This window comes from Clostridium sp. UBA5712, assembly GCF_002419845.1.
GTDB lineage: Bacteria > Bacillota > Clostridia > Clostridiales > Clostridiaceae > Clostridium_J > Clostridium_J sulfidigenes.
The window spans coordinates 17,759-38,663 of the sequence record NZ_DIGW01000017.1; the positions used below are offsets into that span (position 1 = coordinate 17,759).

General features: G+C 29.1%; 22 protein-coding genes. 5 read left to right on the forward strand and 17 right to left on the reverse strand.

What is annotated here, in order from left to right; genetic code table 11:
- Window positions 1-72 precede the first annotated feature (72 nt).
- The gene (locus B3B03_RS16015; RefSeq protein ID WP_346849221.1) at window positions 73-747 is read left to right on the forward strand and encodes a DUF4397 domain-containing protein; all 675 of its coding nucleotides are present in this window, start codon (window positions 73-75) and stop codon (window positions 745-747) included.
- A 110-nt stretch (window positions 748-857) separates the two neighbouring features.
- On the opposite strand, the gene B3B03_RS16020 is transcribed toward B3B03_RS16015, so the two are convergent.
- The 6 genes from B3B03_RS16020 to B3B03_RS16045 form a co-directional block, all read right to left on the reverse strand.
- Window positions 858-2,888 (reverse strand): ABC transporter ATP-binding protein, encoded by a 2,031-nt coding sequence (locus B3B03_RS16020; RefSeq protein ID WP_346877814.1) that lies wholly within the window; start codon window positions 2,886-2,888, stop codon window positions 858-860.
- 2 nt (window positions 2,889-2,890) lie between these two features.
- Window positions 2,891-4,642, reverse strand: coding sequence for an ABC transporter ATP-binding protein (locus B3B03_RS16025; protein WP_346877815.1), 1,752 nt, complete (start codon window positions 4,640-4,642; stop codon window positions 2,891-2,893).
- Between the two features lie 193 nt (window positions 4,643-4,835).
- Window positions 4,836-5,291 (reverse strand): PadR family transcriptional regulator, encoded by a 456-nt coding sequence (locus tag B3B03_RS16030; RefSeq protein WP_346849224.1) that lies wholly within the window; start codon window positions 5,289-5,291, stop codon window positions 4,836-4,838.
- 6 nt (window positions 5,292-5,297) lie between these two features.
- A complete protein-coding gene (locus B3B03_RS16035) occupies window positions 5,298-6,146 on the reverse strand; it encodes a DegV family protein (protein WP_346877816.1) in 849 nt (282 codons plus the stop codon).
- Window positions 6,147-6,286: 140 nt separating this feature from the next.
- On the reverse strand, window positions 6,287-6,514 hold the full coding sequence (locus B3B03_RS16040) for a DUF1450 domain-containing protein (protein ID WP_346877817.1): 228 nt from the start codon (window positions 6,512-6,514) through the stop codon (window positions 6,287-6,289).
- 147 nt (window positions 6,515-6,661) lie between these two features.
- Complete coding sequence (locus B3B03_RS16045; protein ID WP_346877818.1) at window positions 6,662-7,594, reverse strand: metal ABC transporter solute-binding protein, Zn/Mn family; 933 nt, start codon at window positions 7,592-7,594, stop codon at window positions 6,662-6,664.
- 257 nt (window positions 7,595-7,851) lie between these two features.
- On the opposite strand from B3B03_RS16045, the gene B3B03_RS16050 reads away from it, so the two are divergent.
- Window positions 7,852-8,511, forward strand: coding sequence for a metal ABC transporter ATP-binding protein (locus B3B03_RS16050; RefSeq protein ID WP_346877819.1), 660 nt, complete (start codon window positions 7,852-7,854; stop codon window positions 8,509-8,511).
- The gene (locus tag B3B03_RS16055) at window positions 8,498-9,298 is read left to right on the forward strand and encodes a metal ABC transporter permease (protein WP_035135574.1); all 801 of its coding nucleotides are present in this window, start codon (window positions 8,498-8,500) and stop codon (window positions 9,296-9,298) included. The genes B3B03_RS16050 and B3B03_RS16055 overlap by 14 nt, the downstream gene beginning before the upstream one ends.
- Before the next feature lie 73 nt (window positions 9,299-9,371).
- Here the strand turns inward: B3B03_RS16055 and add are convergent, their stop codons facing one another.
- On the reverse strand, window positions 9,372-10,364 hold the full coding sequence (gene add, locus B3B03_RS16060; RefSeq protein WP_346849229.1) for an adenosine deaminase: 993 nt from the start codon (window positions 10,362-10,364) through the stop codon (window positions 9,372-9,374).
- 220 nt (window positions 10,365-10,584) lie between these two features.
- Here add and B3B03_RS16065 point away from each other — a divergent pair, with 220 nt between their 5' ends.
- Entirely contained in the window at window positions 10,585-11,238 is a 654-nt protein-coding gene (locus tag B3B03_RS16065) for a TVP38/TMEM64 family protein (protein ID WP_346849230.1), read from the forward strand.
- A gap of 64 nt (window positions 11,239-11,302) precedes the next feature.
- Here the strand turns inward: B3B03_RS16065 and B3B03_RS16070 are convergent, their stop codons facing one another.
- The 6 genes from B3B03_RS16070 to B3B03_RS16095 form a co-directional block, all read right to left on the reverse strand.
- The gene (locus B3B03_RS16070) at window positions 11,303-12,088 is read right to left on the reverse strand and encodes an ABC transporter ATP-binding protein (RefSeq protein WP_346849231.1); all 786 of its coding nucleotides are present in this window, start codon (window positions 12,086-12,088) and stop codon (window positions 11,303-11,305) included.
- A 169-nt stretch (window positions 12,089-12,257) separates the two neighbouring features.
- Window positions 12,258-13,043, reverse strand: a complete 786-nt coding sequence (locus tag B3B03_RS16075; protein WP_346849232.1) for an ABC transporter permease — start codon at window positions 13,041-13,043, stop codon at window positions 12,258-12,260.
- The gene (locus B3B03_RS16080; protein ID WP_346849233.1) at window positions 13,040-13,909 is read right to left on the reverse strand and encodes an ABC transporter permease subunit; all 870 of its coding nucleotides are present in this window, start codon (window positions 13,907-13,909) and stop codon (window positions 13,040-13,042) included. The genes B3B03_RS16075 and B3B03_RS16080 overlap by 4 nt, the downstream gene beginning before the upstream one ends.
- Entirely contained in the window at window positions 13,899-15,107 is a 1,209-nt protein-coding gene (locus B3B03_RS16085) for an ABC transporter substrate-binding protein (RefSeq protein ID WP_346849234.1), read from the reverse strand. Before B3B03_RS16085 ends, B3B03_RS16080 begins: the two co-directional genes overlap by 11 nt.
- Window positions 15,097-15,696 (reverse strand): CDP-alcohol phosphatidyltransferase family protein, encoded by a 600-nt coding sequence (locus B3B03_RS16090; protein WP_346849235.1) that lies wholly within the window; start codon window positions 15,694-15,696, stop codon window positions 15,097-15,099. Before B3B03_RS16090 ends, B3B03_RS16085 begins: the two co-directional genes overlap by 11 nt.
- 8 nt (window positions 15,697-15,704) lie before the next feature.
- A complete protein-coding gene (locus B3B03_RS16095; protein ID WP_346849236.1) occupies window positions 15,705-16,481 on the reverse strand; it encodes a (Fe-S)-binding protein in 777 nt (258 codons plus the stop codon).
- A 252-nt stretch (window positions 16,482-16,733) separates the two neighbouring features.
- Here B3B03_RS16095 and B3B03_RS16100 point away from each other — a divergent pair, with 252 nt between their 5' ends.
- Window positions 16,734-17,189 carry a rhodanese-like domain-containing protein gene (locus B3B03_RS16100; protein ID WP_346849237.1) on the forward strand — a complete coding sequence of 152 codons (456 nt, stop codon included), beginning with the start codon at window positions 16,734-16,736 and terminating at the stop codon, window positions 17,187-17,189.
- Between the two features lie 40 nt (window positions 17,190-17,229).
- Here B3B03_RS16100 and B3B03_RS16105 read toward each other — a convergent pair whose 3' ends face one another.
- The 4 genes from B3B03_RS16105 to B3B03_RS16120 form a co-directional block, all read right to left on the reverse strand.
- On the reverse strand, window positions 17,230-17,943 hold the full coding sequence (locus tag B3B03_RS16105) for a TVP38/TMEM64 family protein (RefSeq protein ID WP_346849238.1): 714 nt from the start codon (window positions 17,941-17,943) through the stop codon (window positions 17,230-17,232).
- 199 nt (window positions 17,944-18,142) lie between these two features.
- Window positions 18,143-19,099, reverse strand: coding sequence for a sulfurtransferase (locus B3B03_RS16110; protein WP_346849239.1), 957 nt, complete (start codon window positions 19,097-19,099; stop codon window positions 18,143-18,145).
- Between the two features lie 196 nt (window positions 19,100-19,295).
- Window positions 19,296-19,952, reverse strand: a complete 657-nt coding sequence (gene trmB / locus B3B03_RS16115) for a tRNA (guanosine(46)-N7)-methyltransferase TrmB (RefSeq protein ID WP_346849240.1) — start codon at window positions 19,950-19,952, stop codon at window positions 19,296-19,298.
- Window positions 19,953-20,016: 64 nt separating this feature from the next.
- The gene (locus B3B03_RS16120; RefSeq protein WP_346849241.1) at window positions 20,017-20,670 is read right to left on the reverse strand and encodes a site-2 protease family protein; all 654 of its coding nucleotides are present in this window, start codon (window positions 20,668-20,670) and stop codon (window positions 20,017-20,019) included.
- Window positions 20,671-20,905: the final 235 nt, after the last annotated feature.

The following is a 20,905-nucleotide window of genomic DNA, read 5'->3' on the forward strand; positions in this document are numbered from 1 at the left end:
ATCCCCTTTTGTAACATTCCCTAATTATATTTCATATACTATATTTGATAATATTTTTATATGAGGTATATAATGCAATATATTAATGTTCCCTTTAATATTCCTACAAGAGTAGATGACATGATGAATTCTGAAGATAATATGTCAGCCTATGTTAGGGTTGCTCACATTGCAGCTAGAGCCCCTGATATAGATATTTATGTAAATGATAAACTAACAATACCTGATCTTGAGTATAGAGATTTTACAACCTATATTAAACTCCCTTCTGGAACTTATAACATAAAGGTGTATAGAGCTAATAATACTGATTTTCCCTTGGCAGATGTTGATATTTTTATAGCACCCAAAAGTGTAACTACTATTGTAGCTTACATGCAAAGAAGAATGTTAAGCTTATACCCTGTGGATGAAACTCCGTTAACCTCTACAACTGATGGTAAAGCTAAAATTAGAATTGCTCAGTTTATTGAAAACATTCCACCTGTAGATGTAGTTCTTTCTAATGGTACTGTACTTTATAAAAATGTAAACTTTAAGGACATAAGAAATTATATTGAACTACCTATTGGTAGATATACTATGCTATTAAAATTAGCTAATACAGATATTGATATGTTATATGTTCCCAATATAAATCTAAAATCAGATAAATACTATACTCTTTATTTGATTGGTTTAGTTACTAATTTCCCAACACCACAGATGTTAATTCCTTTAGATGGAATAAGTTATTTAAATATATAAATTTTGTTTCTTTAGTCCCTAAATCTTTATTAATTAATCTTTACACATTAACGTAAAAGCTAGCCCACACAAGCTAGCCTTTACGTTTAATTTTTATTTACCTACTTTAATTATTGTCCTGCATATTGTAATTTATACAAATTGTTATAAAGCCCTTTTTTCTCTAATAGTTCTGAATGACTTCCAATTTCACGTATCCTACCCCTGTGCATTACAATAATTTTATCTGCATTTTTAATAGTTGACAATCTATGTGCTACTACTATAGTAGTTCGTCCTTTAGTTAATTTATTTAGAGCATCTTGAATTAAACTTTCTGTTTCAGTATCTATGTTAGCTGTAGCTTCATCTAAAACTAAAATTGGCGGATTAAAAGCTAATGCTCTAGCAAATGCAATCAGTTGTCTCTCACCTTGAGAAAAGGTTGTTCCTCTCTCATTAACCTCAGCATTATATTTATCTGGTAACTTTTCAATAAATATATTTGCATTTACATATTTACATGCTTTTACAATCTCTTCATCTGTTATATTCTCATTATTTAATCTTACATTTCCTTTTATATCACCAGCAAATAAAAATACATCTTGAAGCACTGTAGCTACATTTTTTCTAAGTTCGTCCTTAGACATTTCTTTAATACTAACTCCATCTATCAGGATTTCGCCCTTTTGAATATCATAAAGTCTAGTTATGAGACTTATTATTGAGGTTTTTCCTGCTCCCGTTGCTCCAACAAAGGCTACCGTTTCACCTTTTCTAATTCTAAAGCTTACATCTTTTAATACCCAATCTTCATCATTGTAGGCAAACCAAACATTTTTAAATTCAATATCTCCTTGAGCACGTCCTATATGTTTAGGCTCCTTTGGGTTTTTAATTATAGAATCATTATCTAATAACATAAATATACGCTCTGAGGAAGCCATAGAAGACTGAAGTATATCAAATTTCTCAGATAAATCAAATATTGGTTGAAATAGTTTTTGTATATATATTACAAATGCATATAACACTCCAAATTCTATTGTTAAATTTAGAACTGCTGTACCACCAACCCAAATTAATATGCATAGAGCTAATTGATAAGTCATATCCATAAGTGGTCTAAATATAGCAAATACTTTAATTTGTTCCATTGCAGCTATGGAATATGATGTATTAATTTCATCAAATTCACTATACTTCTTACTTTCAACTCCAAATATCTGCACAGTCTTCATACCACTTATATTTTCAGATAAATTAGAGTTAATTCTAGATAATCTAGTTCTTACTTTCCTATAAGCTTCTCTATCATATTTTCTAAATATAAAGGTTAAAGCAACTACTAATGGAAGGGTTATAATTGATACTATTCCTAATTTTATATCTAATAGAAACATAGCAATTACAATGCCACTAACAAGAAATAAATCTTTGATTAAATATACTAAAACAGATGTGTACATTTCATTTAAGGTTTCTACATCATTTGTAATTCTAGTTACTAATCTTCCAACTGGACTTTTATCAAAGAAAGATAATGATAAACTCTCTACATGCTTAAATATCGCAGCTCTTATATTATATATAATCTTTTGACCAGTATACTGTAACAAATAAATTTGAATATAGTTTAGTATAAATATTACTATATAAATTAGCAATATTATAATAGCACTCCACTTTATCAAATCTAAATCATTAGTTCTTAATACTTTTATATCTTTTATAGTTATTTCATGAGCTTTAAATTCATTGTTATCTTGAAAAAATTTTTCACCTGATATTTCATAGGCTGTGTTTTTCCTTGGTTCACCCTCTATAACATAGGGTTCATTATTCTCATCATATACTATTGAAGCGCTTATTGCTCCGTCTCTTTCTCCCCTTACTACATATTTATCTCCTATGGCTATGGAACTATTTTCAGCTTCTTCTATAATAGAATATTTTCCACTTAAAGGATTAATATTATTATCTATAACATTTTTTATTATGAAGGGAACAGACAAATCTAAGCACACCACTAAAAACATTATAATTACTACTATTCCCATTAAGCCTTTGTATGGCAATGCAAATTTTAAGAGCCTTTTCATCAAAAGGGAGTCATATTGCTTATCTAATACTTCATCTTCCTGATTAAAGTTTTCCATAATTATATCTCCTCCTCTTCCATAATTTCTTGCTCAATCTGTTGTTTTTCATATATATCTTTATAAATTCCTGGCATATTTTTAAGCTCTTCATGTGTTCCTTCTTGAACAATTTCTCCTTGTTCTAGAACTATGATATTATGAGCATCTTTAATTGCTGAAATTCTATGAGATACTATAATAGAAGTTTTCTTCTTCATTACATCTTTTAAATTTTCAAGAATTATAGCCTCAGTTTTTGCATCTACTGCTGATAAACAATCATCTAAAATTAGGATATCAGGATCTTTAATAAGAGCTCTAGCTATAGAACATCTTTGTTTTTGACCTCCTGAAAGAGTTGTTCCTCTTTCTCCTACCATAGTTTCAAACTGCTTTGGAAAGTCTATTATATTATCATAAATATCTGCCTTTTTAGTTGCATCATGTATTTTTTCAATGCCTACTTCATGAAATGCAAGTCCTATATTTTCAGCTAAGCTAGTGGAAAACAAAAAAGGATCCTGTGATACAAACCCAATATTAGTTCTAAGACTATTTAAAGATATTCTATTTATATCTTTATCCCCTATAAAAATCTTTCCGTCTTCCACATTATAGAGTTTAAGCAATAAACTTATAAGAGTACTTTTACTGCTTCCAGTCTTACCCACAATCCCAAGAGTTTCTCCTTGCTTTACTCTTAAATTTATATTCTTAAGAGCTGGTGTTGTTGTATTATTATAGCTAAAAGTTAAATCCTTTATAACTATATCACCTTGTAATTTATCCACATATGATGTACAACAATCTACTATATCAGGTTTTGTATTTAAGACTTCTTCTATTCTTTCAAGGGATGCAAATCCTCTTTGTAAATTATTAATTACTTGTCCTATAGCCATCATTGGCCAAACTAAGTTTCCAAGATACATGTTAAAGGTCACAAAGTCCCCAAGAGATATTTTTCCCAAAACTACAAAAGTTCCCCCCACTACTATTAGTAATGCAAAGCTTAAGGATGAAATAAATTCTATCAAAGGAAAGAATACTCCCCAAATTCTTATAAATTCCATATTTACTTGAAAATTTTTATCATTCTCTTCTATGAACTTTTCATATTCCCTTTCCTCTTGAACAAAAGATTTAACTATTCTAATCCCTGAAAAATTTTCTTGAACTATATCTGTAAGTTTTGAAAAGCATCTTTGTACTTTTGTGAATTTTCTGTGTATTCTTTTTCCAAATTTCTGAGATACAAATGCTACAAAAGGAAGTGGGATTAATGATAACAAGGTAAGTGGTACATTAATAGTTAGCATAATAACAATAGTGGCAATAGTCAACACTACTGCATCAAAAAACATAATAACGCCGGGACCTAGTGCCATTCTTACAGCATTCAAGTCATTTGTTGCTAAAGCCATTAAATCTCCAGTTTTTCTTTCATTGTAAAAATTAGAAGATAACCCTTGTAGATGCTTAAAAAATTTACTTCTTATATCGTACTCTATTTTTCGTGAAGTACCATTTACATATATTCTCCACATAAATCTTCCAATAGCTATAACAGATGCTATAACTAATATATATACTATAGATTTAACTAAAGTAATTTTATTAGCACTTCCTAAGGCAAAACTATCTGTTAAAAAACCTAGAATTTTTGGTGGAACAAGTTGTAAAAAGTCTACTAGTATAAGAAAAAATATCCCTATAAAATATCGTTTCTTATATTTCTTTGCATACTTTAATAGTTCTTTAATTTTATCCATATTTCCCCCCCTAAATTATAAATCTCCCCTATAATTTTAGAAATAATTAATTTTCTACTACACATATATAATACAAGAAATTACCTTTTATTTCAATATATTTAATTCGAAATACGAAACTTTTGTATGTTGAAATAGCTTCACTGTGATACTAATGAAAAAGTCCCATAAGCTAATAAGCTTATGGAACTTTTTAATCATATAAATCTTTTTTTATTATCTTAAATACTTCTAATGCCTCTTCTATCTTTGATTTTAATAACTCTTTTTTATGTTCAAACTCTTCAATTCCTTTATTGGTAATCCTATATATCTTCTGGGACTTCTTTTCTTCATCCCAACTACCTTCAATAAATCCTTGTTTCTCCAGTTTTTTAAGCAATGGATATATTCCACCTGTACTAGGTATCCAAAATCCATTAGTACGCTTTCCTATTTGATGAGATATATCATTTCCATTAGTAGGCCCCTGAACCAATATATATAATGTGTATATTGGCAATAATCCTTTAGTAAACACTTGACCTACTGCTTCATTTTCTGTTTTTACCTTTCTAAGCTCTTGTAGTTTTCTTTTATATTCTTCATAAAGTTTCTTTTCTTCAGCTTTTATATCATTTATATCTCTCCCTAATTCATCCTCCACCATATCAACCTACTCCTTTTCATAGATAAGTACTCCTATGAATCCTGGTCCTGAATGAACACCTGATACTGGACTTAGATAACCTCCGAAATTTACGAAGTTAGCATTTTTATGAACTTTAAATTTATCTAGCAATGTCATAGCCTCTGCCTCTGCTTCACCATGCATTATATGAATATCATATTTTTTATCATTTAATTTTGATACTACAATATCATAAATTTTATTTAAAGATTGTTTTCTTCCTCTAACCTTTGCATAAGTATAATACTCACCTTCCTTATCTACACTTACAATTGGTTTAAGATTTAAAAATTGAGCTATAGTTCCAGCTACCTTTCCAATTCTTCCCCCTCTTATAAGATATTCTAAGGTTCCTATAACAAAGTATATATTTATTCTATCAGTAATTTTAGGAAGTTCTGATACTATTTCATCAAAACTTTTTCCTTGTTTAATCATTTCGGCTGACTCTTCAATAAGTATAGTTTCACCCTTAGATATAGACTTAGAATCATGAACATAGGTCTTAATTTCAGGATGATCCTCTGATATTAGTTTAATGGCATTATTAAACCCTGATAGTTTTGAAGAAATTGTTACTACTATTGCGTGAGTATATCCTTCTTTTTTTAATTCATCATACATTTCCTCCATATCTCTCATGGATGGTAATGAAGTGGTTGGTGCATTAGTTTCTAAAGTATCATATACATATTTTGATGTAATATCTACTCCATCACTATACTCCTTATCCCTATATATTATTTTAAAAGGTAATACCTTTACATTATACTTATCAACTATATCCTTAGTAATGTCACTAGCACTGTCAGTAATTAAAGCTATTTTTTCCATATTTATCACTCCTATATCTGTTCTATTATTATTATATATCAGTAATGAGTATATTATCAATAGTGATATATCAGAAGTGATAATATTATATGCAATTTTATTAAATTTAATTATTTTTTATTGATAATTTATTTTTAAAATTAAATTCTATGGACTTCTTCCTTAATAGAATCTAAAACCTCTTCTAAACTCTCATTCTCCACAAGTACTCCATCTACCCTGGCAATGTATTTGTGACTACACAAATTACATGCACCTATACACATATTTTCTGTTATCTTATTCTCATCACTAATAACTTTTTTTAATTCATCTACTAATTTTTCCTGTCCTTCATTACATTTACATGTACTAATCTTCTTTCCCATAGTTTTTTAATCCTTTCAACCTTTATTCGCAAATTATATAATTATTATATACTATAGTTCTTTATTTACAACCATCATTAAAGTTTATTTTCATGGAAAATTAGAGGCGCATACTATAAAGTACACGCCTTATTTTGCATTATATAATTATTTATTATTCATAGCACTGTATATAGTTTCTACATTGTATTTTAAAACATCGGAAAAAGATTTTCCGTCCTCGTTACTATGTAGAGTGTATATTTGTTTAGTCTGCGCTCCCACTTCTTTAGCTAAAGTATCAGAAAGCTGAGTACTAATTAATTCTTCAACAAAAATAGTTTTTATATTATTCCCTTTACAATATTCCATAAGATTTTGTAATTCCTTTGGTGATGGTTCTCCTTCTGCAAAAACCCCCTCTATACTCTTTTGTATAAGACCAAAATCTCTACATAAATACCCAAAAGTTGCATGACCTGTAACAAAATTTTTATTAGCTAGTTCTTTAAATTTTGGATTATACTCCTTAATTATGCTATCTATTTTTTCATTAAACTTCTTAAGGTTTTCTTCATAATACTCTTTATTTTTAGCATCCTTTTCTACCAAAGCATTTTTAATATTTTCACCTTGAATCTTTGCTTCACTTAATCCAAGCCAAGTATGAGGATCCTTGCCTGAATGATTATGTCCTTCATGTTCTCCGTCTTCTTCATCTTCTTCATCAGCATTTATAAGTTCCACACCTTTGCTAGCTTCTACAACTATTAGTTCTTTCCCACTGATAGCTGCTTCTACATCCTCAATCCACGATTCCATGCCAGCTCCATTATAAATGAATATATCAGCCTCTTCTATGGCCTTCATATCCTTAGCCTTAATGTCGAAGTCATGGGGTTCACTACCTTCTGGTATAACACTTTCTATGCTAACCTTATCTCCCCCTATCTCCTCAGTTAAAGCCTTCATACCGTAAAAGGAAGTAACAATATTTATTGTGTTGTCCTTTTCTTCATTATTCTTTGACTCTCTATTAGAACATGCTGTTAACATAACTACTATCAAAGTTAATGCTCCTAAAACCTTTAATTTCTTCATATTTTTCTCTCCTTCAATTGAAAATGATTTTCATAAGTAGTATAATTATATCATATTCGATTTTATTATCAACACTGACCTACAACTATTATGTACTAGGTCAGTGTTAATAATTTACATATATTACATTTTAAAATATTGTCATATTAATGAAAAATCATTCACTCATAGATAATTTTTATTATAATTTATTTAAACTATAGCTATAATATGTAAAATTATGGCTAGACTTATAATTGTAGAAAGGAGCAACACTAATGATCAAAATTAAAGACCTATGTTTTTCATATAATAATTCTAAGCCCTATATTATTGATAATCTTTCACTAAACATAGCTAAAGAAAGTTATGTATCCATAATTGGTGCTAATGGTAGCTGTAAAAGCACCTTAATAAAGTTGATTTTAAATCTACTTACTCCTCAAAAGGGAAGTATTAATTTAACCTCTAAAAAAATTGGGTATGTTCCTCAGATTGTCGAAAGTTTTAATAGTTCTTTTCCTATAACTGTTTGGGAAATGCTTAATGCTCATAGAAATGTTCTTAAAATTAAAGATAAAGATTCAATCACTGAAGCCCTAAAGAAAGTCGATATGCTTGAGTATAAAAATTCTCTTATTGGAAATTTATCTGGAGGCCAAAAACAAAAGATTTTTATTGCAAGGGCTATATTAGCAAATGAAGATATATTAATTCTCGATGAACCTTCCACCGGAGTTGATAGTAAAAGCATGAAAGAGATTTATGGGCTTATAGCCTCTTTAAATAAAAAGAATGGAGTTACCGTTATATCTGTGGAGCATAACTTAGAAACAGCTCTTCAAAATTCATCCCATATCCTTACCATGGAGAATGGCTTTGGAACTCTATATACATCTGAAGAGTACATAAGGAGGATTTCTAATGTTTCAATATGAATTTATGCAAAATGCCTTTTTAGCAGCCATATTCATATCCATACTATGTCCTATGGTTGGAGTATTTTTAGTGCTTAAAAGACATTCTATGATGGGTGATACCTTGGCTCACTCTGCCTTTGCTGGTGTTGCTATTGGACTAGTAATGGGATTTAATCCAATAATATGTGCATTTATATTTACAACCATATGTGGTTTATCCATAGAATTTCTTAGAGACTACTACAAAAAATATGCAGAACTTATTCTTTCTATAGTTCTGACCTTTAGTGTTGGTATAGGAATTACCCTTATAAGCACTGGAAAAGCTTCCGGAAACGTCAATAGCTATTTATTTGGAAGCATATTAACCGTTACTAAAGCAGACTTAATTATTATGGTTATTCTTAGTTGTATATCTATTGTAGTTATATACTTTTTATATGATAAGCTTCTTTATACTACCTTCGATGAAGAAGGCGCTAAAATTTCTGGTATAAATGTAAAAGCAGTAAACTATATATTTTCTTTACTTGTTGGAGCTACCATTTCTGTATCTATACGTATAATGGGTATCCTTGTAATGTCATCAATGATTGCACTACCTGTAGCTACAGCTCTTCAACTAGATAAAGGCTTTAAACCCACTTTATTACTGTCTATCCTTTTTGGGTTTATAGATATAATATTAGGTCTTATTTTTTCATATATACTAAATTGTGCTCCTGGAGGTACTATAGCCCTAACCTCTGTTGTTATATTAATAGTAATTATTATATTTAAATCTACTTTTAAATCTAGAAATTAAAATATAAATAGCTATAATCTTAAAAAAATTAAGATTATAGCTATTTAATATAATAATTATATATCTAACCATTTTATATTAATGTTTTTAAATATCCTTTAATTTCTTCTGTAGTAAATGCAGCATCTACAGAATCCATGTATATCTTTTTATAGTCTTCATAGCTCATATTTACAACCTTACCTATACTTTCACACTCACCAGTTACATTAGTAGCAGAAACAGTTCTATTGTCAGTATTAAAAGAAACTCTTATGCCCTCTTTATAAAATTTAAACAATGGGTGCTCTTCATAACTTTTTACAGCTTTTGTCTGCATATTACTAGTTGGACACATTTCTAAGGTTACATTATTTTCTTTAACTAAGTCATAAGCTTCCTTAAGATCTCTTATTGCTACTCCATGACCTATTCTCTCTGCATGAAGTAATTTGATTGCATCTACCACATTTACTCCTATACCGGTTTCTCCTGCATGTATAGTAACTCTGTAGCCATATTCTCTAGCTACCTTTATTACATCTACAAATTCCTTAGCAAAACCTTCATTTTCAGCTCCGGCAAGATCTACAGCAACTACCCCTTCACCTAAGAATTTCTTTCCAGCTTCCACCACTGTAGATGCACTATTTGCACCATTATGTCTTAAGCAAGATAAGATTAAATTAGCCTTTATATTAAAGTCTTTTTCACCTTGTCTAATTCCCTCTAATACACTTTCAATAACTTCTTCTAATGTTAATCCCTTTTCTGTATGTAAAGTCGGTGCATACCTAATTTCTAAATACTTTACATTTTCTTCAGCTGCATCTTCTAAAAGTTCATAGGTAATCCTTCTTAAACTTTCCTTACTTTGCATTATCTTTATTGGAATATTAAATCTATCTAAATATTCCACTAGTGATTTACATTCTAATGGAGCTTCTAATAATTCTCTCAATTGTTCTAAATCATAAGTTGGTATTTCTATATTTTCTTTTGTAGCTATATCTAATATAGTTTTGGGTCTAACACTTCCATCTAAGTGACAATGTAATTCTATTTTTGGCAATGCTTTAAAGTCCATAACTCATACCCCTTTCTATTTTGTTGTATATTATCATATTCTTCTTTAAATATCAACCAGTTAGTTAAATTATACTAAAATTAAAGTTAAATTACTACATTTAGTAATCATTACATTTTACTTATAGAAATTCTCTATACTAATTTCAATATATTGACTTACACTGTTAATTTATATACTATATGTTATGGAGATATAGTCACTATAAGGAGGCAACACTGTGAAAAAAAATAAAAAACTTACAATTTCAATGATAACCCTTTTAATACTTGTTATCACCTATCTTGCATTTTTCAGAGGATTAACTCCAGAGATTTTAAGAAATTACATAGGTGGTTTTGGCTACTTAGCACCATTTATTTATATATTATGTTTTACTATACTTCCAATCGCTTTTTTCCCTGTACCTATCTTAGCCCTTGCTGCAGGACTTCTATTTGGATTTCTTCCTGGCACCATATATACCTTAATTGGAGCAGTTTTAAATAGTGCCATAATGTTTTTAATGGCTAAAGTCCTAGCAAAGGATGCTGTTACTAATTTACTCCAAAGAAAGCTTCCTGAAAACTGGAGCAGCTTCTTATTTAATTTAGATGAAAAAAAAGGCTTTGGAATTATATTTATTCTAAGATTAATACCAGCCATGCCGTACAATTTAATTAATTATGGTGCTGGATTAACATCAATAAAGTTCAGTTCCTATATGTTAGCTACTATCCTTGGAATTCTTCCAGGTACCTTAGTATTTTTGAACATTGGAAATCAAGCTTTGAATATCCATAACCCAGCATTTATGGTATCAATTATACTTCTAATATTGCTGACGATTTTCTCTTTAATCCTTGGAAAAAGGATAGGAAAAACCAATTCTTAAAATAAACCTCATATGAAATTCCCCATAACATTTAACTATATAATATAAAAAATAAGGATATCAATTAAATAATTGACTCCTTATTTTTTATCTTTATAATTCTATCAGAAAAAATAATCCTTCCATCCCCTAAAGTAGTAATTTCACCTAAGTATTCATCAATACAAGGTATATTAGTTAATCTATTTAGGTTTTCTGTTTTATCTACTAAAGCTATACTTCCTTTAAATAAAAAAGCTATACTACTACTCATAGAAAAAGCATCTTCCTTTTCATGAGTGATCATAATGGTAGTAATTCTAAACTGTCTTTGTATCTTCATTATATAGTCTTTTATATAATGCTTTAAATTATTATCTAACCCTGTAAAGGGCTCATCAAGCAAAAGCACCTTAGGCTCTATAGCTAAAGCTCTCATTAATGATATTAACTGTTGTTGTCCCCCAGAAAGTTGATGGGGGTACTTTTTCATATGTTCACTCATGTTAAAAAACTCAACAAGAAATTTGACCTTATCATCAATATATTTCCTTGGAAACTTTCTCATTTTTAATCCAAACTCTACATTTTCTCTTACCGTCATATGTGGAAAAAGTTGATTTCCTTGGTGTACCATTACTACATTTCTTTTTTCCATAGGTAAATAGTTAATAATCTCACCATCTAATCTAAGCTCTCCCTCATTAGGTAATATAGCCCCTGTAATAGTCTTAAAAATTGTAGACTTTCCTGCCCCACTAGGACCTAATATAGAGAAAAACTCTCCATCTTCAATAGTTAAATTAATATTTTTTAGAATTTCCTTATTACCAATAGAAAAATATATGTTTTTAAGCTCTATCTTACTCATATTTAACCCATCTCCCTATATTTATCATTAGGCATCTTCAAAAAATAAATAAGTCAGAATGCTCGTTTATTTTGTGTTATACTGCGTCAACAGAACCCTTAGATAGTGCTACTATCTGCGGAACCTGTTTCCTTGTCTAACTCAAAATATACTTCCCATCTTTGACTTGTTATTTATTTTCAGATGCCTTACTGCACTTCTTTGTTATATATGAACTCATTATCATTACTATTACTCCATGTAGTATATACATTAATGTATATACCGAAGCTATATTTCTGTTAGAATTTCCTATATACGGTGTCATAATCATAGAAAAGTTAACATGGCTATTATCTCCAATAAACATGTTTATGAAATACTGAGAGTAAGATATAATAAATGCCATAAAAAAACTTGATGCATACCCTTGAGCATATAGTGGTATATTCACATATTTAAACGCTTGCCAAAAAGATGCACCCAATCCTCGAGCTGTAAGCTCATCTCCTATACCCCAAACAGTATAATAGGAATATATTAATTTAAATGCATAGGGTAAGGAAAAATAAATATGTAACACTAAAACAGCAATACTACAAGAAGTAAAATAGTTTAGAAATAATTTATGACTTCCTAAACATATACTTATTACTGGTAATAACATAGGTAAATAAAAAATGCTTTCGAATGTGACTTTATACTTTATATGGGTAGTTATAAAAAATCTTGCAGCCATGATACTTAAAACTAAAGATATTAATGCTACTTCTATAGAAAAGAAAATAGACTTTATTCCAATAAACCAATCTCCTGATGTAAAAAAGTATTTAAAACCATCTAGTGTAAAAGTATTAGGTAAAATATCCGTTGCTTTCCAATTTTTAAAAAAGGCCCAAACCATCATAGATATTATAGGAAGTACTAAAAATATAAGTATAGAAAATATCAATACACTTTTAATCCACCTTCTCACTCTCTTACCTCCTCTTGTCCATTATCCTTTATCATTTTATAATAAAGCACACATAATATTAAAGATATTATGATCATTATCATATTTATAGCCATTCCATATATTCTATTGGATAAATCTGCATTTAGGTAGGTTTTATAAGCATAAACCCCTATAGAAATTGGGTTTGATGGTCCTAGATAGTAAAAACCTTCATAAGTAAACATATTAAAATTAAATATTACTAAAAATGAAGTAAATATAGCTCTCTTAGCTAAAGGTAAAAGAATTTTTATTATATACTGAAATCTTGTACATCCTAAGTTCTGTGCTATAAACCTATAATTTTTATTTGCTTTCATAAAAATAGGAGCAACACTAAATGCTATGAAAGGCATACCTTTAAAAATATTTAAAAGTATTACTGCTATTCCCTTGGAGTTAAAAATTAAATTTATATTTATATTAGAAAATCCTAATAATGATATTATGTGAAATAGTAAGCCCTTATCACTATAAGTTGTATATATAAGAACTGCCGCTGCCACATAGGAGAGTAGAATTGGCAATCTATATAAAACATTTATAAATTTATTCCTTGATTTTGATATGTAATATCCTAGATAACTACCTAAAACTGTAGCAATTACTGAAGATACTAAGGATATTTTAAAACTATAGTATAAACTATTTAAAAAAACAGGATCTGAAAATAACTCTTTATAATATTTAAATGTAAAATTATTAAAGGAAAGCTCAGGAATATATCCTAAGCTTTCCATAAAGGTATTGATAATAACAAACATAGTAATTACAACTATCACAGATAAAGATGGAATAATCATTAATCCACCAATAACCTTTTGTCTCTGCTTATTATTTATCAAAAAGAATCACATCCTCCCATACCTTTTCTATAATTACTACTAAGTCTGATCTTAATTCTGCTTGTTGATGCTTTGAAAGTTCTTCATAGCTTAGAATTGTATGCTCATACTCTTTATCTGGAGTAAGCTTCTCATCAAGTTCCTTCTGTTGTTCCTCACTTAACTTATTGTATTCAATAGATGGTAAATCCGCCCATCCTCTTAAGTCTGCTTTAGACATCTGCATTTCAGCTGATAGGGCAGCATTAATTACCTTTAATGCTCCATCTACATTAGATGCATTAGCTGCAATGGCTAAATAATGTGTATTAAATGGAGTTCCCTTATCCCATACAAAGGATTTAGTAGACACAGGCCAACTTTTATCCATTACTTTACTTAAAGCTTTATTAGCATTGTAATCCATGGCAATATCAACTTCACCATCTTGATATAAACCATCTAGTTGAGCAGAATCTGTAGGGTAAACCTCCCCTTTTTTCCATAGATAAGGCTCAATCCCTTTAAGGTATTCTAATGCAGGTGCCATAGCTTCTTTAACTTCATCATAATCTGCTGGTAAGTCCTTTAATTTATCATATCCAATAATATCATAAAGTACTGTTCTAACAAAGGCTGAGCCAGTAAAATCACTAGCCTGAGGATATGTAAATCTACCAGGATTCTTTGTTACATACTCTTTTAACTTTTCTATATTAGTTGGTGGTATATTTATCTTATCGCTATCATAATTTAATACAAATTGAGCTGTTCCCCAAGGCACTTCATATCCTTCTGTAGGATACCCAAAATCCTTATTTGCAGCATCACCTTCTAAGTCTATATACCTTTGTGTATTTTCTAATTTATCTAAAAAAGGTCCATACAAAAGCTCATTTTCCTTAGCATAATGAAAATTTTCACCGTTTATCCATATAATATCAATAACCCCTTTTTCTGTAGAACTTTTTTCATTAGTAAGTTTCAGTAAAATTTCATCAATATTCATAGGAATACGATTTAAAATAATATTGTAGTTCTCTTTTACATAAACTGCCAATTCCTTATCAATCCAAGTGTTAACTCTTTCATCTCCACCCCATCCATATAAGTTTACCACTTCAGCTTTATCATTTTTCTTACCACAGGCTACAAGTCCAAAAACAAGTATTATGGAAAGAATTATCAAAAGTTTTGATTTTAATTTCTTATTTTTCATTGTTACCTCCTAATACTTTAATTGCCATATATAGTCTTTGTACTGCTGTATATAAAATTAACACGGCATAAATAAATGCTAATATTTTCATATAAGAATAAAAGATTATCATAAAGGTAAACATTATAAACCCTTCAGTTCTTTCCATTAATCCAGCTTGATAATGAAAACTTTTAATACCTGTATTTTCTAAGAGCATTCCACTAGTCAAAAATACCGTCATAGATAAAATTATAGTGCAAGCTAATATCATTAAGGTAAAGGTTGCCTCATTACATACTATAGCAAAGGATATTATATATGAAATTTCAACTAATCTATCAAGCCATATATCTAATAATGTACCTATCTCTGAAACCTTACCGCTTTGTCTTGCCATAGAACCATCTACAGCATCTAAAAATCCAGAAATCCATAATAAAATTATTGATAAAATAAACTTACCAAAGGAAAATGAAACAGCTCCTACAATTCCAACAATAGCAGCAATAATAGTTATATGTGTTGGCATGAAACCGATTTTAAGAAAACTTCTTCCGATTTTATCAAATATTCTATCAAAATATTTTCTTCCCCTTGTATCTAACATTATCAATCTTACCTCTTACTCTTCCTTACAGAATTATACCTATTCTTCCAAGACCCATTAGCCTTTGTTTCCCATAATAATTCTAAAATATGATATGCTTCAAAACTATTTTTTCTAAAAGTATCTACACAAGAACTGCAGTATGTCACTATTTCTTTAGATGGTGCTTGTTTTGCACGAATTTCAAATAGCTTTTGACCCTTTTCTGGATATAAAGTCATAATCATATCTTTTTTCCCACAACAAATTGTTCTATCCCTATTATTAGGGAACTCTAATATATCTACTCCTAGTTTATTTAATATATTTCTTGCAGCAACAGCATTCTCTAAATAACCTCTTATTGGACAAGGATCATGTAAGGATAATTTTCTTCCTTTATATATATTATATTTATTTTTTGGGATTATCTCATCTAAAACTGTCCATGCTGATATTATTTCACAATTGCTATTTTCAACCAAAGTATTTTGGCAATTAGGACATAAAGTATAAATTTTCTTTACTCCATTTTTCTCAAAAGCCTTATTTAAAAACTGTTTTCTTTTCTCATAAGGTTGTCCCCCATCTATATGAAGTGATGGTTTTCCACAGCACATAGTACTTAATTTTAAATCAGGTAGCTGTGTTTTTAAAAGTTCATAGGTTTTCATCACTATTTCTTCTCCCATAGATAAAATAGCACACCCTGGCCAAAATACATTTTCTCCTGGTGAAAGCTCAATAAATAGTGAACTAAAACTAAGAAGTTGATGAGTTTTTATGCTTATTTTCCCCTTAACCATCCTCTTATAACACTACCTTTCTATGCATAAAAATAAGAGGTACTATTGACCCCTATTTCATATCCTTTTATTTCAACAAAAAAAGTATAGCTTTAATAATAATTATTGTCAATAAGTATAGCTATCTCTAATACACCTATTACTTTCAATTTAATTTCTCTATTTGATTTTAATGTATCCTTTATATATAATAACTTTGGTAATAGAAACCAATATAATAAATATATTAATTTACTTACGGAGGGATATAAAATGAAAAAGAAACTTACTCTTCTACTTGCTCTTTGCTTAATTATCTCAACTATGCTTATGGGATGTAGTAAATCAAAGGATACTTCAAAAGAAGGCGAAGAAAAACAATATCAATATTATACAGCTGAACAATTAAAAACTGCTATTGAAAATAAAGATGATACTTATTTAATAGATATACAGCCAAAAGAAGATTACGATGCACATCATATTGTTGGTACTGTTCCAACTTATGCTTATCCAGCAGATACTGATGATTTAAGATCTAAAATAGATGTTACCTTAGATGAAATTAATAAAACAGATAAACCAATAATAGTTGTTTGCCCAGGTGGTGGCGGTGGTGCTAAAAACACTATTGATTACTTAACAACTAAAGGTGTGGATGCAAAGAGAATGTTTATATTAGAAAAAGGCCAAAAAGGTTGGCCATATGATGAATTATTAGAAAAATAATTTTTATTATAAAATGCAGAATGAATTTTAACTCTGCATTTTATTTTTTACTTTTCTTTTGTCTCTCATTATATATCTGTTTAAACATAAATACTAATACAGTTATTGCAAAAAGTATTAATAACGCCGTAACAATCATTTGAGCTCCACCAGTTAACATACCACCTATATAGGAATAAACAACAGTTGCTGGTAATTGTCCAATCCCTGTAGCCACTATAAATTCTAAAAATCCCATAGATGTTAATCCTGCTGCATAGGATATAAAGTCAAAGGATACAAAAGGCAATAATCTACATACTAAAATTGTATGTTTACCATACTTTTCAAAGAACCCATCCACACTTGCCATTGCATATTTACTAGTAAGTTTTTCAACAGCATCTCGTCCAAGAATTCTTCCAATATAAAAACACAAAGCTGCTCCTGTCATAGAACTAATCCATGATAATAGAGCACCCTTCCACCATCCAAAAATAGCAGCATTGGCAAAGGTTATTAGAAATGCTGGCAAGGGTGCTGCCACTGATTGAAACACCATTAGTAAAAATGAAACTAATACTGCATATATTCCAAAGGATCTTATATATCCAGCCACAGACTCAATACTCATAGAGCTGAATAACATAAAGATGCCATTTACTTTTGAATTGAAAGTTGGTATGAAAAAATATGCTAAACTTAGTGATACTATAATAATTAATATTAAGATTTTTCCTAAATTTCTTTTTTTGTGTGTCAATTTCTTTTCCATAACATACTCCTTACTTTAACTATGTATATTTATCCATAGAAAATCATATTTACTTATTATCTTTTTTGTATCATATATAATATCCAAGCTATTCAGTAATTTGTATTATTTCTTGTATTAGATATAATGTTTTTCTATTGTAATAAAGTATTCTTTGATATCAAAGAATACTTTATTTTATAATATTAACTTTATGATATTATTTTTCAACTTCCTCTACCGCACACCATCTATAGTATGATTCATCATAATTTAGAGAATTTTCAAATCCACACATTTCAAGAATTAACTGCATATATGCAGAACGAATACCTGCTGTGCAATAGGTTACTATCTTATCACTTTTTGATAATCCTGATGTTTCAAATATTTTTGTTAAATCATCATTTGACTTTAAATTTCCTTCTTCATTAAATAAATCTGTGTATTTAATGTGTATTGCCCCTGGTAAATGACCACCTTTTGCCTCACCATACAAGGTCTTTCCTTCATACTCTTCATCAGCACGAACATCTACTACCTTTACATTTTCATATTCTTTTTTTAAAGCATCAGTGTTAATTAAATGAGTATCATCAATAGCCTCAATTTTTACATCTGCTAGCTCTGGTGTAGCAATCTCCTTTACTACTGGTAACCCTGCTGATACCATAGCATCGTATCCACCATCAACCATTTTAACATTATCATAGCCTGCTGCTACAAGCTCCCATAAAATTCTTCCGTCATCGCCCCATCCATTTTTAGCCGCTGCAAAAATAATAATCTCTTTATCTTTATCAATACCAAGGTTACTTAGCTTTTTACTTAACTCTTCTGGTTCTAGAATAGTACCCCACATCTCATCTCCAGCTTTGCTATCTTCAACTTTAGCAATAGACTGCCATGCCATAGCCATTGCTCCTTGAATAGTTCCTTTTTTTGCAGTTTCTTCACCCCTTGCATCAATGAGAAGTAGATTTTCTTTTTCTAAACTTTCTTTTACATATGAAACATCTACTATGTACTTACCTTTAAAACTAACCTTTTCTTCAACTTGAGCTCCTTTTGAAGAATTTGCTTCTGGTTTTACTTCTTCTTTTTTACCACAACCGACCAAGGAAATAGTAGTAGTTAACATTAAGCTCATAGCTAATAATAATGCCTTTTTTCTCATATTAATTCCCCCCATATGGTTTTACTATTTTATATACCTACATAAATATAGCAAAGGCACTATTTATAGTCAAAACTTATTAAATATACTTATAGTTTTCTTATTTTCTATTTGAAATATCTATAGATTAAATACATTATAAAAATAAAAAAACAAGATTCAACATCAATATAAAGCTAAATCTTGTCTCTTACTTTTATTTTATTCTTGCCACCAAGAACATAGTTTTCATTCCCATAGCTGTAAACTTGCTTTCATACTCTGTAACTACATTATCTTCAAATCCACTATTATGTAAATCATAGGTTATAAATTCTAAAGAAAATCCTGCTTCTTTAAAGTATTCTTGAGAATCATTGAATAAATCTACATCATCGGTTTTAAACCATATCTCTCCATTTGATTTTAAAAACTTTTTATATGATTGTAAAAATTTCGTATATGTAAGTCTTCTCTTGTTATGACTTTTTTTCGGCCAAGGATTACAGAAGTTTATATATATTCTATCTATCTCATCTTTCCCAAATACATTGTCTATAAGCATTATATTAAGGACTATAAGTCTTGCATTTATATCCTTTGCTCTTTCTATTACTTCAAATGATGCCATAACTTTCCTTAATGCATATACTACAACTTCATCTTTTAAATCTATTCCTATAAAGTTTACATTTCTATCTTTAATTGCACGTTGACTAATATGTCCTCCCATACCACAACCTAACTCTAAATGAATAGGATTATTATTTTCAAATTCTTCTCTCCATTTTCCGCAATGACCATATTTATCATATATTACAATATCACTAGCTTCTAATTCTGGTCTTGCCCAATGCTTTTTTCTAAGTCTCATATATTACTCTCCTCGATATTAGTTTGTTAAATTATATCATATATTTATTTTGTCTATATAAATTTTATAAAAATAAATATGTAGCCATAGCTGCAAAAATATTATATATATACTGTCCTGGTACTCCAACTACAAAATCTAAAATTGAAAATCCACCTATAATAGGTAGAACTAATATAATAAATATTAACATATTATTTTTATACATTATAGTTTGAAATCTTTCAGATTTATCTCCTAATATATCTACTATTATGCTAAATCCATCAAAACCTGGTATAGGTAATAAATTTAATATAAACCAAGAACAATTTACGATAGCTGTTTGTTGGATAATTAAATATATTATATATTTAATATCACTATTTCCTGGTATAAACTTGACATATAAAGCTAGAGCTATTGTAGCTATAAATCCTATAGTCAAAGTAGTTAGAAGTCCTCCAAGTCTTATTTTAAAATCATCTTTATAAAGATTTTTAAAATTTGATTTATTAATTTCTACAGGTTTTATCCATCCAAAACCTATTATAAGCATAAATATAAACCCAAATACACTGATGTGCTTCAAAGGATTTAAAGTATTTCTTCCATACTCTTTTGGGGTATCATCACCAAGTTTTATAGCAATTTTAGATTGAATATATCCCTTAAATGTAAATGCAACTAAAATTGCTGGTATCACTAAGATTCTTCCCAATAAATAATTATTGTTCATCCTTTTCACTCCTTCTGCAATACTCCTAGTATATCATATTTTTATCACTCTTTTTAATTCTTTTATTAATATAAAATTTTTATTATTTTTTCAACTACTTAATTTAATAAATAGTACTTATATTATGTCTTTACTATAGAGTTAATTACACTATTAAAATACAAAAGCAACTGAAACCCGCACGGATAAAACAACTAGTTAACTATTTATATATTTAACTGGTTCCATATGTAAC